This window comes from Phocaeicola sp. RTP21359st1_B8_RTP21360_211022 (genome assembly GCF_040911965.1).
GTDB lineage: Bacteria > Bacteroidota > Bacteroidia > Bacteroidales > Bacteroidaceae > Phocaeicola > Phocaeicola vulgatus.
In genome coordinates, this window is record NZ_JBDFXP010000005.1 from 37,034 (window position 1) to 52,225 (window position 15,192).

A 15,192-nucleotide genomic window follows, 5' to 3' on the forward strand; every position below is an offset into this window, starting at 1 on the left:
AATAGAATTATGTTAGAGATAAAAGACTTACATGCCAGTGTCAATGGCAAAGAAATATTGAAAGGTATTAATCTAAGCATAAAGAAAGGTGAAGTTCATGCTATTATGGGACCCAACGGTTCCGGAAAGAGTACCCTTTCGTCTGTGTTGGTAGGCAATCCGGCTTTTGAGGTAACGAAAGGTTCGGTGACTTTTGAAGGAAAAGATTTGTTGGCTTTGAGTCCTGAGGATCGCAGTCATGAAGGTCTGTTTTTGTCTTTCCAATATCCGGTGGAGATTCCCGGAGTCAGTATGGTGAACTTTATGCGTGCGGCGGTAAACGAGCAGCGTAAATATAAAGGCCTCCCTGCATTGACAGCCAGTGAGTTCTTGAAGCTGATGCGCGAGAAGCGGGCTGTGGTGGAATTGGATAATAAATTGGCAAACCGTTCGGTAAACGAGGGATTCAGCGGTGGTGAGAAGAAGCGCAATGAGATCTTCCAGATGGCTATGCTGGAACCTAAGTTGAGCATTTTGGATGAAACGGATTCCGGTCTTGATATTGATGCGTTGCGTATTGTAGCCGAGGGTGTGAACAAACTGAAAACTCCCGAAACAAGTTGTATCGTCATTACGCACTATCAACGGTTGCTGGATTATATCAAACCCGATATTGTACATGTATTGTATAAAGGACGTATTGTGAAGACTGCGGGTCCCGAATTGGCTTTGGAACTGGAAGAGCGTGGTTACGACTGGATAAAAGCCGAGTTGGGAGAATAATAATTTGATGCCTAAAGAAGAAAGTGATTATGAGAGCAGAACAACAATATATTGATCTCTTTTCTCAATGTGAGGCGATGATTTGCCGGCATAGTGCCGAGGTGCTGAACGCTCCCCGTGCGCAAGCTTTCGCAGATTTCGAAAAATTAGGTTTCCCTACCCGCAAACAGGAGAAGTATAAATATACGGATGTGAGCAAGTTGTTCGAGCCGGATTATGGTTTGAATTTGAACAGACTTGACATTCCGGTGAATCCGTATGAAGTGTTCAAGTGCGATGTACCTAATATGAGTACCGCTCTTTATTTTGTAGTAAACGATGCTTTTTATCGTAAGGCTTTGCCGAAGGCACAATTGCCGGAAGGAGTGTTGCTTGGCAGCTTGAAAGAACTGTCTGAACAATATCCGGCTTTGGTCAAGCAGTATTATGGCAAGTTGGCAGATACTTCCAAGGATGGTGTGACCGCCTTCAATACTACTTTTGCTCAGGATGGCTTTATGCTGTATGTGCCGAAAGGCGTGGTGGTGGACAAACCCATTCAACTGGTGAACATATTGCGTGCTGATGTTAATTTTATGGTGAACCGCCGTGTGCTGGTTGTGCTGGAAGAAGGTGCGCAGGCTCGTCTGTTGATTTGTGATCATGCCATGGATAATGTAAATTTCCTTTCTACTCAGGTTATTGAGGTCTTTGCAAAAGAAAATGCTACTTTCGATCTTTATGAACTGGAAGAAACCCATACCAGCACAGTGCGTTTCAGTAACCTCTATGTGAACCAGGAGGCAGACAGTAATGTGCTTTTGAATGGTATGACTTTGCATAACGGTACTACGCGTAATACAACTGAAGTAACTTTGGCCGGACGTGGAGCTGAGATCAATTTGTGTGGTATGGTCATTGCCGATAAGAATGAACAGGTGGACAATCATACTTTCATTGACCACAAGGTTGCTGATTGCACTAGTAATGAGCTGTTTAAATATGTATTGGATGATCAGGCGACAGGTGCGTTTGCCGGAAAAGTATTGGTACGTGAAGGAGCACAACATACTAATTCCCAACAAACCAACCGCAACCTCTGTGCTACTCGTGATGCCCATATGTACACTCAGCCGCAACTGGAAATTTATGCGGATGACGTAAAGTGCTCTCACGGAGCTACTGTCGGTCAGCTGGATGAAAATGCGTTGTTCTATATGCAACAGCGTGGTATCAGTCTGAAGGAAGCACGTTTATTGCTTATGTTTGCTTTTGTCAATGAAGTAATAGATACGATCCGCCTGGATGCATTGAAAGACCGTTTGCATCTGTTGGTGGAAAAACGTTTCCGTGGTGAGTTGAATAAATGTCAGGGATGTGCGATATGTAAATAAGACGCCATGTACGATATACAAAAAATAAGAGAAGATTTTCCGATATTAGATCGGGAGGTGTATGGAAAGCCGCTTATTTATCTGGATAATGGGGCTACCACTCAGAAACCGCGCCAAGTGGTTGAAGCCATAACCGATGAATATTATTCGGTCAATGCCAATGTGCATCGTGGTGTGCATTTCCTGTCTCAGCAGGCTACCGAGTTGCATGAAGCTTCTCGTGAGACTGTACGTCGTTTTATCAATGCACGCAGTAGCAATGAAATCGTGTTTACACGGGGCACGACGGAGAGTATCAACCTGTTGGCTTCTTCTTTTGCCGACAGTCAGATGAAGGAAGGTGATGAAGTGATTGTTTCTGTCATGGAGCATCATAGCAATATTGTACCTTGGCAGTTACAGGCTGCGCGTAAAGGAATCGTGCTGAAAGTGATTCCCATGAATGACAGGGGAGAACTGTTGTTGGATGAATATGAGAAACTCTTTTCGGAACGGACCAAGCTGGTGAGTTTCGCTCATGTAAGTAATGTGTTGGGCACTGTCAATCCGGCGAAAGAGATGATTGCGACTGCCCATGCACACGGTGTTCCCGTTTTGATTGACGGGGCGCAGAGTGTTCCTCACATGAAAGTGGATGTCCAGGATTTGGATGCCGACTTTTTTGCTTTCAGCGGACATAAGATATATGGTCCTACCGGTGTGGGGGTGCTTTATGGAAAGGAAGAGTGGCTGGATAAGCTTCCACCTTACCAGGGGGGAGGCGAGATGATACAAAGTGTCAGCTTCGAGAAAACGACTTTTAATGAATTGCCGTTTAAGTTTGAAGCGGGAACTCCCGATTATATCGGCACTACCGCCTTGGCAAAAGCGTTGGATTATGTATCTGCCATTGGTATGGAGAACATTGCCGCCCATGAGCATGAACTGACCCTATATGCCATGCAGCGTCTGAAAGAAATAAACGGGATGCGTATCTTCGGAGAGGCTGAGCATAAGAGCAGTGTCATTTCTTTCTTGGTAGGAAATATTCATCATTTGGATATGGGTACGTTGCTTGACCGTCTGGGCATTGCCGTACGTACCGGGCATCATTGTGCTCAGCCTTTGATGATTCGTATGGGGATTGAGGGAACTGTACGTGCTTCTTTCGGTTTGTATAATACCAAGGAGGAGATAGATATGCTGGCTGCCGGCATTGAGCGCGTCAGCAGGATGTTTTGATTTCTCCAAACGAAATAAGTCGCCTGCCATTGATAAACATTATATTAATGGCAGGCTTTTTTTGTATAACAAGAATCAGCGGAACTTCCCACAAGATTGGGAGAAACTTCTCACAAGATTTGCCGCATCTTGTAACAAGATATCAGGCATCCCGGTTTCTTGCGTCTTTTTATGTTCTTTTCTGTGGGCATATTCCTCTTCCGGTGGGAAATATGCCCCTCCCGAAGAATTGCCCCAAAAATCCTTCAGAAGTTTCAGCCTCTCCGCAAACTGCCTGTTCATGGGCTTTCCGGCTGAAGGATTGGCTCTTAAAATTCTTCAGCCGGGTATTTATTCTTTCAGCCGGCATATACGTTTTTTCAGCTATGGCTGTGTACTTTCCGGCATCTTCGGAGTTTTCCCCATGTACCTGCGTGCTTTTCACCTTTCGGCCATTGGGTACGCTGAAGAATTTTTTTTCAGTCTGAAAGATTTCGAGGTATCAATTCTTCAGCCGGAATGCCGATGAACAAAGCGTTTGCGGAGAGGCTGAAACTTCTGAAGGAAAAATAAGTGTTTTGCTATGTGTATATAAAGAAACAGGAGAAACAACAGGACGTATTAATAAAAGCTCTTGATGTTTTTTTAATATGTCCTGTTGTTTTTAAAAAAGGGGCAGATGTTTTGAAGTTTCCTGTTGTGAAGTGTGAACACATACGGATGTATAGGCTGAAGGATATATCATGTTGCAGCCGGAAGATATATAATCTTACACCTGTAACATTCTACTCATTCATTGGAGAATTTTTATCACTTCTGAAAAGAGTGTATTGGGGGTAACAGGTAATACGATATAAAAGTAGGGGGCCGCATTCATCACGAGTGCAGCCCTCCTTGGTATTGTATTATTTATATTAAGGTAAAAAGAGAGAGTTTATTTGCCGTAATCATCGTATAACATCAGCAAATGTGATGAACTCCAACTGAAATGGGGAGCTTTTAACAATTCACCGGTGTGTGTGCCATAGTTTTCATGTATCGGTGCGCCTTCTTTCAAGCCTTGCAGACGGTCGAATACCTGGAGGGTGTATTCATCCGCCATCTTGTTATATCCATAATTGCGCAGGCCGCGGATAGCGAAGTAAGTCTGGTCCAACCAGATAGGACCACGCCAGTAGCCGCGCGGATTGTACTTCGGATGGTCTGCTGCCACTGTGGGGAAGGGAATGTATGTAGAAAACTTGGCTGTATCGGTCAGCAGGGGCAGCATGGCTTTTACCTGATCGGCCGTGGCAACTTTTGTCCATAAGGGGGTGTATGCTTCGCATCCCGGTTCCTGTATGAAGCTTCCGTCTTTTAAGCGGCGATCGAAGAAGAAACCTTTTTCTTTGTCGAAGAAATAATCGGCTACCTGACTGCTGTAATCCGGACCATCGAAAGTTACTCCCAAAATACCGGCGAACTTTTTCAATAACTTGCATTCCAAAGCCAGATAGGCATTCAGGTCAACACTTTCCTGATCCATGCTCCATGCATCCTCCGCACCGTCATTTTTCAGCATCTTGGCATCATCGAAACGGATGGCGTTATCCATGCCGCTTTCCCATGCTGCTGCTTCCAGTGTACCATCGGTGGAACCGTATTCACACATACCGTTGCGGTTATGGTCACGCTTGTTGTACCACCATTTGTAATAGGCCATCAATTGCGGATACATTTCGCTGATGAATGCCGTATCATTGGTATGGGTGAATATTTCGTCTACAGCCCAGGATACGAGAGGAGGTTTGCTGTCGCGTGCATTGTTCTCGGCAGGATCGGTATAGATGCAGTCTATAATCATGCCGTCCGGTTGCTGGTAGTCAAACATGGCGCGGATGTTGTCTTTGGCAAGTTCAGGATCGAATTTTGCCAGGGCGGCAGAGAAACGCCAGGTGTCCCAAGCCCAGAATCCTACGAAGTAGTATGCGGCATGACTCGGAACAATTCCTTCGTGGAGCAATCCGCCACGGTGGGTACGCCAGTTGCTGATAAGTGTAACAACTGCTTTCACGGCGATACGGTCATACTCAGGTTTCATATCTTTGCGCAGAATCTTGGTGAGATAACCTTCCCAGCGTTCTTTGTTGGCTTTGAGCCCTTCCTGCGGATTGCTTAGAGCCAATTGCGCTTTCTGTAATCCGGCAGAAAGTTCTTTTTCTCCGGTATAGAAAGAAATGGCTACGTAGGTGTCGTGTTCGCTGCCATTGATTTTTGCCTGGTAATTATTGTCAGTGCCCTTTACGCTAACATCCGGGGTAAAAGTTAATGCTACAATCTCACCGGAGGGATGACGGGCGATGACGGTATTCTGGTCAGTGCTCACTTGGATATCTTTTCCCCATTGGCTGGCCGTAAAGGAAAGCTCTTTTCCTGCATCGGAGTGAATGCGGAGCAGTGCGGTAGAAGCATTCAGGAAGTTCAAACGCTGAATGATTCTGCCTTCCTCCGAACTGGCCGAGAGATATAACTCACCGGGAAAATAACAGGTGGAGTCCGGAGTGAATACTGCATTTGCATCATCGTTATAACCTACGGTGACAGCGGATTGCGCCATCCATTGGCGCCGGTTCATGTCCAGACTGAACGGACCGCAGAAACCGTTCACCCAGTGATCTTTTTGCGGAAGGGTGAATCCCATCCAGGAACCGGCGTCTGTAAACCATCCCCCGCAACGTGTCAGTGTATCGGGGGTATAGGCTATATCCAGTATGTTATTGAATTCATATCTTTTGCCTGTGGGGGTGTTCTCACCGGCAGGTGTGCAGGCCGTTGTGAGACCTGCGACTACTGCTGTGAGAAGAATGATTTTGGTAAATTTATATTTCATGTCATTTCGTTATTATTTTAAAACCATTTCTTATGCGCTTTTTCAGCGGCATCGTCTTGATTGCTCAAAGGTTGCATGGTAAAGCTGTATTGCCATTCGTGCGGAGTGATGGTATATTCCGGATGTACTTGCGCTCCCCAGGTATTATCTCCACCTACCCCCATATGACGGTGGTCGATGTTTAACCATATCATGTCTTTCTTCATAATACTTCCACCATGACGGCGTTCGGTATTGAATGCCACATAGTCAATATCCTCCAACGGGAAATTCCATGCGCTGACATTCAGCGGTTCCTCACCTGTGATTAACAGGCCTTCCCCTGCTTTATTACGCAATGCAACCCATCGTACATCGGTTTTGTTGCCGGTTTCCTGGGCACGGACATACGGATGGAATTGTTCCCATACTGTAGCGGTATAGAGCCCGATAGGATAACCCGTCTTGCGGTCTGCATAGTTTTCTTGTGGTCCGCGGCCCAACCAGGTCATCACATCGTATTCTGCCGGAAGAATCATACGCATACCCAGGCGTGGTATTTCAGGAAGGGATTTGTTGCCGGGTACAAAGTGCATACTTACTTTGACTGCTCCATTGGGTCGTACTTGATAGACGGTCTGCAAAGTTGATTCTTGTGCTTCCAGTTTATAATTTACAGTAACGGTTGCCAGTTGTTTGTTTGAATCTTCTTTCAGGTCGATACTTTGTAACTTGGCGTTCTTGCCTGCAAATTTCCAGATGCCGCAACGCTCCAGGTGGTTGTTGGCAACATCATTATCGGTCAATGCACGCCAGAAGTTGGGTTGCAAACCCTCTTTTATCAGATTCTTCCCGTTATATAAGAGTTCTGTCATTTCACCATCAGCAGTAGAGAATGCGATACGGAAGTTCTCTCCTGTCAAGGTAATGGCATCTGGAGTACGTTCGGTATTTACAGTTTTGTCTACTAGTTCCCGGGCAGTCCATGTAGCATTCAGCAGCCGTTCTCCTTCCGGATTCAGTTGCCATTGCTCCATGGCTACCTGATGTCCCTTCGGAACTAATGGGGCTTCCTTTTTGGTAAATGCTTCCAATTTCAGGAAGTATTCTTTTCCATCGTTAGGAATCAAGTTCATCGGGATAGTGATGAAGGCAGAAGAACGGGCGGCCATAACCGGGAAATCCATTTCACCGCTTTGTACAGCTTTTCCGTCTGTTTCTACAGTCCAGTGTAGTTTGTAATCCTCCAAACCGATAAAATCATGCCAGTTAGTCACTTTAATTTGCTTGGTGGTAAAGGCAACCGGCTCAAAATGAATATATTGATATACTTTTTTCACTTCCCAGATGTGCGGATGAAGTGAACGGTCGGCAGCTACCAATCCGTTGGCACAGAAGTTGGAGTCATTAGGAACACCCACGAAGCCCATATCGCCTCCGTAAGCCCAAATCTTGTTTCCGTTCTTGTCTTTGATATCAAAAGTAGCGTCTACCCAGTCCCATATGAAACCACCTTGCAACTGGTCATATTTATAAATCAAATCCCAATAGTCTTGCAGGTTACCTACACTGTTACCCATGGCGTGGGCATATTCACATAGAATCATCGGGCGTGCGTCGCGTTGGTTTACATGACGGCGGAGCGCCCAGACACGTGCATACATCGGACAATAAATGTCAGATTTGGCATCATAACCACCTCCTTCATATTGTACAGGGCGGGTAGGGTCAAACTTCTTGGTCCAGTCATATAACGTTTCAAAGTGTTTTCCGTAGCCGGACTCATTTCCCATTGACCAAGTGACAATGGCAGTGATATTGCGGTCCCTCAGCACCATGCGGCTCATGCGTTGCATAAACGGTACTTCCCAATCGGGATTATTAGCCAGTGTGCCATCTTTATGCGCCTGCATACCATGGCTTTCAATGTTTGCTTCATCTACCAGATACAAACCGTATTCGTTACACAATGCATACCATTCATAGCGGTTGGGGTAATGGCAAGTGCGTACAGCATTCAGGTTGAATTGTTTCATCAACTGAATGTCTTTTATCATGCTCTCTACGGTGATGGTACGACCATGATGCGGATCGTGTTCATGGCGGTTTACTCCTTTAAACAATACGGCTACCCCATTTATCAGTTGCATGCCGTTACGCATTTCCACAGAACGGAAACCGAAAGGCTGTGTGAATGATTCCAAGGCTTTTCCTTGAGCGTCGTAGGTGCTGACTACCAATGTATAAAGATTGGGTGTTTCGGCATTCCAAGGCAATATGGCCGGGAACAAGTGTTTCTGAGCGAATAAAGTATCTGTAGCAGAAGTTATTTCCTTTTTATGCTGGTAAATTACATTGCCTTTGTTCATAACCTTCACTTCCACGGTTCCTCCCGGATGAGGCTTGTGGAGTGTGATATTCAGATTAAAATCTCCGTCTTTATAACCATTTGTCAGTCCGGCTACCAGTTTGAAGTCTTGTACACGGCTTTGAGGACGGGCATAGAGATATACATCGCGTTCAATACCGCTATATTTCCAGTAATCCTGATCCTCCAGGTAGGAACCGTCACTATAACGGAAAACTTTAACGGCCAGTTTGTTCTTTCCGGCTTTTAAGAACGGAGTAATATTGAAATGAGCCGGAAGACGGCTGTCTTCACTGTATCCTGCCAATTTACCGTTTACCCAGCAATAAAAAGCGGACTCAACTCCTTCAAAATCAAGGAAGATATCCATTCCTTTCCAATGGGCCGGTACGGTAAATTCACGTATGTATGCTCCTACCGGATTGTAATCGGTTGGAACATGAGGCGGATTGGCAGGGAAGGGGTAAGCTACGTCAGTATAGATGGGGGAGTCAAATCCTTGCAGTTCCCAGCTTCCCGGAACCTGTATGTCTTTCCAGCGTTTGGTGTTATACCCCATTTTATAAAAATCTGTCGGGCATTCCTCATTGTTTTTAGAGAATAAGAACTTCCAGGTTCCGTCTAGTGAAATGCGGCGTTCTGTAGCAGGGTTTACTGCAAAACGCTGGGCGGCAGGTAAAGCCTGTTGTTTCAGTGCATTGGCCTCATTCGTATAAGGAATGAAATGGGCATGGGCAGGTTCACGGTTTATTTCATTTATTTGTGGATTCTGCCAGGGCACATTTTCACCCCAGGCGGAAGCACAAACAAACAACAGTGTAAGAACAGTATGAAGAGAGTGTTTCATGGTTATTGTTATTTTAAATAGAACAGAAAAGAGTCACAAGAAAAGGTACGCTGAAGTCTACTACAAAGCCGTGAAATATAGAAACCACTACGAAACTTTGACCGGAATAGCGGGTGATGATGGGTAATGTTGTATCCATCGTAGTGGCTCCTCCGGCAGAAATAGGGGCTAGATTGCCAAACCAGCGTACTAGCAACGGGGCAAAAAGCAAAGTGATAATCTCACGTGTGATATTGGATAATAATGCAATGGTTCCCAACTCCGGACCTTTATATTCTGTAATAAAGATACTGGATAGAGAGTAATAGCCGAAACCGGCACCTACTGCCATACAGTCTGTTACTGAGCGGTGCGAGAGAAACAGACTGACCACTGCGCATCCTGCCAGTGTTCCCAATATGGTCATGACCGGTAGAAAGATCAGGCGGGGGTTTAATGAACGGAAATTACGTAAAGTCTGCGGATCATTACCTACACTGACTCCTACACTGAACATTAACGCACACAAGGCGTAGAAACTTAGCTTACTTTGTGTAAAGTCGTATGGAATAAGGTGATATACCCCACAAAGAGCTCCCAGTACAAAGAATCCGACGATAATCAAACTTCCTTTCATACTTGTCCCTCCTTATTTCTTTTGTAAAGTACATACCATAAAGCCCATGCTGCTGTAACACTGCCCAGCACTGCTGCCAAGGTGATGACAATGGCTTCCAACCCTATAGTGTGCAGACCATTGATAATTTTCTGATTGCCGCCTACATCTATACCCAATAAAAAGAGTAGCAACCAAATAAGAACGGTGATGACTTTGTGTATTCCTGAAAGCTTCTGCTTGCGAAGCAGGAAGCCGAGGAGCATCCCCGTGAGCATTAATCCAATAATTGTAAACATATCTATGTCGTTTTATTTATAGGCAAAGATACTTCATTTTTAGATTACAAGGCGGTATCACTGTAGCGAAAACCGCCTTGTTGCCTAATTATATCTAACCAAAAAAGAAAATACTTATTTTAAGGCATCATTAGCATTCAGCTCTGTAAGAGGAGTGGGGTAGAATGAATTTTTGTCTTCATTGAAGCCTGTTCTTCCGGCAGCTTGCAGGGCTGAGGACAGTTTGCCCCAACGGCGGAGATCATACCAACGATAGTTCTCAAGAGGGAATTCAATCATGCGCTCGTGTTCAATTTGCGCGCGGACTGCTTCTTGAGAAGTACCTGTCATGGGTGGCATATCCCCGTGAACGCTTCTTACTTCATTGATTAAAGGAATAGCTTGTTCGGGATGTCCCTGTTCATTCAATGCTTCGGCTTTCATTAACAGTACGTTGGCATAACGCATCAAAGGAACATTGATTGCAGAATAGTTTTGGTTTAAACCTTCATAGGTCGAGGGCATGAATTTACGGAAGGCTACGCGTTCTTTGTTGTCGAACCAGTCATTATAGTCGTAGCCATAGACACGTCCGTTACCATCGTTATAATAGTCACAATTAAAAAATAATGTTGCATACATACGCGAGTCATAACGTCCTGTAGTAGCCGTTTCCCCTTCTTTTTTGAATTCACTAATCAATGTTTGACTGGGAAGAATCTCATCCCATCCCCCAAGTTCGGAAACACCGATCCATCGATGGAACTGAGTACGATAAGTAGCTCCGTTTGCAGAACTCATAGAGAATTGAATTTCAAAAATCGATTCTTTACTGTTCTTATTATCCCCGCTGAACATAGTGCTGAAATTATTAACCAGTTCATATCCTTTTACTTGGTTGAATGCTTCTATAGCACTGGCCAGATAAGAGTCTTTGTTGGTTGCCTCTTCATAGGCGCGTGTCAGATAGGCGAAACCAAGATATGCATAAGCAGAACCGCTTGTGGCACGGCCTACATTATCAGCGTCACGTGTTGCAGGCAGACTGGTTGCACGTTTCAAGTCTTCAATGATGAAATTCCATGCATCCTCACGGGAAGAAAGGGGCTTGCTTAATTCAGCCGGGTCAGTGATATATTTATCACGAACTATGATTTCTTTCCAGTTCAATAAAAGTTGCATGTGGTAATAAGCGCGGATAAAGTAGCCTTCATTGACCAATTGTTCGCGTGTTGCTGCATCTATATTCTCATCGGGTATTTCTGCGGTTTTTTCAATTACCTGATTAGCAAAACTGATGCCTTTATAGTAGCATTGCCAGTAATAACTGAACTGAGAGTTACCATTGGTGTAGGTATAGTTGCCTAATTCCACCCAGTTCGGGTAATTCAGAGCATCGCTTCCTAATTGGATAATATCTTCACGATAGGCTTCTACCGGCCATTTGATTTCCGGGAAAGACCACATGTCACCCGAATAAGTCATCAGGTAAAGTTGGGAGTATGCGGCGGCAAGTCCGGCTTCAGCATCAGACTGGTTACGCCAAAAACTGCTTGATGTCAACTGGTCAGGAGATTCTACCGTGAGATAATCGTCACAAGCGCTAAATAAACTTGCAATGCAGATACTTGCTATGTATAATAGTTTCTTCATTTTCTTATTACTTTAAAGGATTAGAATGTAAGTTGAGCTCCAACGGTGAATGAACGGGTAAACGGATAAATCAATTTATCAACACCGGTATTCAACACACTGGCACGAGAGAATTCAGGATCTATACCATCATAGCCTGTGATAGTGAACAAGTTTTCACCACTTACATAGAAACGCAGTTTCTCAATATAGAATTTCTGCATGAGTGATTTGGGTAAAGTATAACCTAACTGTGCCTGACGCAGACGGACAAAATCACCGTTTTCAAGGAATCTGTCTGATTCTTTCATGTTGCCGTTCGGATCTTGATATACCGCGCGGGGAACATCCGTATTTCTATTGTCAGGAGTCCATGCATTCAATGTAGACTTCAGCATATTTGATTTAGAATTCATTCCTTCATAGAAATATTTGTTTCCGTTATACAATTTGAAGTTCCATGCGCTGCCAAGTACGATTGAAAGATCAAATCCTTTATAGCCGAATGACAAGTTTAAGTTCGCTTCCAATGTCGGGATACCTGAGCCACAGTATTCTTTGTCACCGGCGTCTATGCTTCCATTACCATCTAAATCTTTAAAACGGATATCACCCGGTTGGGCATTAGGCTGTAATAATTGTCCATCCTTGTTTACATGGGCATTTACTTCATCCATACTTTGGAAGATACCGTCTGTTCTATAAAGATAGAATGCACCGATAGGTTTGCCCACTCTGGTTTCTGTCGGGAAATGCTCCGTTCCATATTTCAATCCTTCACCCTGAAGAACTTGGTCTGCATCTGACAATTCAACCACTTTATTTTTGGTGGTGCTCATATTGAAACCGATATTGTAATCAAAGTCTTTTATAGCATCTCCCCAGTTTAATTCAAGTTCGAAACCGGTATTGCGTATCTTTCCGACATTCAGGGTGGGGTTAGTCATACCTGCTGAAGGAGGTAGAACTTTTGTTATCAACAGATCTTCTGTTTGGTTATAGTAGTAGTTTAATGTACCGGTTAATTTGCTGTTAAAGAAGCCGAAATCGAAACCAATATTTTTGGTATCCGTTGTTTCCCATTTCAAAGAACGGTTTTCCAATCCGCGAGCGATGCTTCCTGCCCATGCGTTATCACCGTTGCCTTTCACGTATCCTTGATACATTTCATTGTATGTACTAATCAGCGCAAGGAAGTCATAATATCCCAAAGCATTTTCATTACCTAAACGTCCCCAACTGACACGGAACTTCAAATTATTCAATGCAATGTCTTTCGGGAAGAATTCTTCCTGACTGATTCTCCAGCCTAATGCCACTGATGGGAAGCAACCCCAACGGTTGTCTTTACCAAACTTGGATGAACCGTCATAACGTACAGTTGCCTGTACCAGGTAGCGGTCATTATAATTATAGTTCAGTCGGCCGAAGAAAGAGGCGCGGTTATATTTCCATTTTGTTCCGCTACCATCAAATGTGCCACCTGCTCCTGCACCTACAGTTGAGAAAGATGGATCAAGAAATCCGCCCGGAATTTCACTGGTTATCAATTTTCCGTCTTCTACTTTATAAACAGTGGTTTTACCTTCTACCCCAACAGAATTCCATGTATATTTGCGGGCAGTCATGGAAGTACCTGCCATTGCATTGACGTTGTGTTTTCCAAATGTCTTATTAAAACTTAATACATTTTCCCATACATGTTCCTCCCAGTATCCTGTGGTTTCGCTATGATAAGGATAGTCACGTTTGGCTTTTGGGTCGGCAACATAGGCCGGAGTATGATAAGTCTGACGTTGGTGCTCACCTCTGTATGCATAGCTTGTCTTGAAATTCAGCCATGGGGTGAAGTTCATGGTCAAGGCAACATTGGCTGTGGTATGATATTTTTTGTCGGTAGATTTTTCATAATGCTGGTCAGCCATAACATTACGGTTACTGGGCAGATCGTCAAAGTCACTTAAGCCGAAGCCATACTCTCTTGTATCATCATAGATAGGAACAAGCGGAGAAATCATGTACATTTCTTTAATGGAATATTCGGGTTGTTTGCTATCCGTAAATTTGAAAGCGATGTTAGCATCAATATCAAATATATATTTGCTCATGTGGAGTTTCAAACGTGCATTATCTTGACGGTAATTGTTACCTAAGAAAATACCTTTTTCGTCAGCATGGTTATATGAAAGTGAATATTGAGCATTTTCAGAACCGCCACGGATGCTGAACATATAGTTTTGTGAAACACCACCTCTTAGCATGGCATCCTGCCAGTCTGTATCTATTCCTGTGTTTTTATTTACAAATGCGGGCATAGTAACCTCTGTATCATCTGGATACTGGTTCATGTAGTTCTGATACATTTGTTTATGAACACTTTTGTATTCTTCGGCATTTAGCAGTTCCAGCTTTTTGGCTACGCTTGTAAAGCTTACATAAGTGCTGAAATCAATTTTCATGTCACCCTTTTTACCGTTTTTGGTAGTTACGATAATGACACCATTTGCAGCAACCGAACCATAGATGGCAGCGGCTGCACCATCTTTCAGTACTTCCATTGACTGAATATCTTGCGGATTCACATTTTCAATATCACCGGGAAAACCATCAATGATATAAAGAGGTTGGTTGTCACCAAACGTTTTGACACCACGGATTTTAACCTGCACACCTGCACCGGCATTACCACCAGCCTTCATAATGTTTACACCTGCAATCTTACCTTGCAATGCTTCTGCAGGGTTGGTTGTGGTGCGCTTTACCAAATCGTCTACATCTACTGAGGAAATAGCACCGGTCATATCACTTTTCTTCATGGTACCATAGCCCACTACTACAACTTCATCCAGCATCTCAGTATCTTCTTTCAAAGTCACCCGGATGTTGGTCTTTCCGTTTACAGGGACTTCTTGTGTTGCATAGCCCACATAAGAAATAATAATAGTGGCTTTGGGGGATACGCTTAATGCAAAGTTACCGTCAAAGTCTGTGATGACCCCGTTGGTTGTACCTTTCTCTACTACACTGGCGCCAATAATAGGTTCGTTGGCAGCATCGGTAACCAGACCAGTCAGCTGAATCGTCTGTGCTAATGTACCGAAGGGAGTCATAAAAGCAAAGAGTAGAATCAATAGCATGATTCTTTCCTTGAAATAATTCTTTTTACTCATGTGAATAAATTTTAAGGTTAATAATTGTTTTTCACATCGCTAAGTAATAGGTTGTATGTGCAAATTCCTAATTATTATACCCTACAAATGAACTACAATGAATAAAAAAACTCTTTTTT

The 15,192-nt window shown here is 43.9% G+C and carries 10 protein-coding genes; 4 read left to right on the plus strand and 6 right to left on the minus strand.

Annotated elements, in window-relative coordinates; all coding sequences use genetic code 11:
• Positions 1-9: 9 nt before the first annotated feature.
• The 4 genes from sufC to AB5062_RS03555 all read left to right on the plus strand — a co-directional run bounded on the left by sufC (position 10) and on the right by AB5062_RS03555 (position 3,864).
• On the plus strand, positions 10-762 hold the full coding sequence (gene sufC, locus AB5062_RS03540; RefSeq protein WP_005838860.1) for a Fe-S cluster assembly ATPase SufC: 753 nt from the start codon (positions 10-12) through the stop codon (positions 760-762).
• 29 nt (positions 763-791) lie between these two features.
• A complete protein-coding gene (sufD, locus tag AB5062_RS03545) occupies positions 792-2,135 on the plus strand; it encodes a Fe-S cluster assembly protein SufD (protein WP_005838862.1) in 1,344 nt (447 codons plus the stop codon).
• A 6-nt stretch (positions 2,136-2,141) separates the two neighbouring features.
• Positions 2,142-3,356, plus strand: a complete 1,215-nt coding sequence (locus tag AB5062_RS03550) for an aminotransferase class V-fold PLP-dependent enzyme (protein ID WP_005838864.1) — start codon at positions 2,142-2,144, stop codon at positions 3,354-3,356.
• A 61-nt stretch (positions 3,357-3,417) separates the two neighbouring features.
• Complete coding sequence (locus AB5062_RS03555) at positions 3,418-3,864, plus strand: hypothetical protein (protein WP_224205254.1); 447 nt, start codon at positions 3,418-3,420, stop codon at positions 3,862-3,864.
• Positions 3,865-4,269: 405 nt separating this feature from the next.
• Here AB5062_RS03555 and AB5062_RS03560 read toward each other — a convergent pair whose 3' ends face one another.
• The 6 genes from AB5062_RS03560 to AB5062_RS03585 form a co-directional block, all read right to left on the minus strand.
• Entirely contained in the window at positions 4,270-6,204 is a 1,935-nt protein-coding gene (locus tag AB5062_RS03560; RefSeq protein ID WP_032952203.1) for a trehalase family glycosidase, read from the minus strand.
• Between the two features lie 17 nt (positions 6,205-6,221).
• The gene (locus tag AB5062_RS03565; protein ID WP_032952204.1) at positions 6,222-9,398 is read right to left on the minus strand and encodes a glycoside hydrolase family 2 TIM barrel-domain containing protein; all 3,177 of its coding nucleotides are present in this window, start codon (positions 9,396-9,398) and stop codon (positions 6,222-6,224) included.
• 13 nt (positions 9,399-9,411) lie between these two features.
• Positions 9,412-10,014 carry a lysine exporter LysO family protein gene (locus tag AB5062_RS03570; protein WP_005838876.1) on the minus strand — a complete coding sequence of 201 codons (603 nt, stop codon included), beginning with the start codon at positions 10,012-10,014 and terminating at the stop codon, positions 9,412-9,414.
• Positions 10,011-10,292 carry a LysO family transporter gene (locus AB5062_RS03575; RefSeq protein WP_005838878.1) on the minus strand — a complete coding sequence of 94 codons (282 nt, stop codon included), beginning with the start codon at positions 10,290-10,292 and terminating at the stop codon, positions 10,011-10,013. The genes AB5062_RS03570 and AB5062_RS03575 overlap by 4 nt, the downstream gene beginning before the upstream one ends.
• A 114-nt stretch (positions 10,293-10,406) precedes the next feature.
• On the minus strand, positions 10,407-11,924 hold the full coding sequence (locus tag AB5062_RS03580) for a RagB/SusD family nutrient uptake outer membrane protein (protein WP_005838880.1): 1,518 nt from the start codon (positions 11,922-11,924) through the stop codon (positions 10,407-10,409).
• Between the two features lie 20 nt (positions 11,925-11,944).
• Positions 11,945-15,073 carry a TonB-dependent receptor gene (locus AB5062_RS03585; protein WP_032952205.1) on the minus strand — a complete coding sequence of 1,043 codons (3,129 nt, stop codon included), beginning with the start codon at positions 15,071-15,073 and terminating at the stop codon, positions 11,945-11,947.
• Between the last annotated feature and the right edge of the window lie 119 nt (positions 15,074-15,192).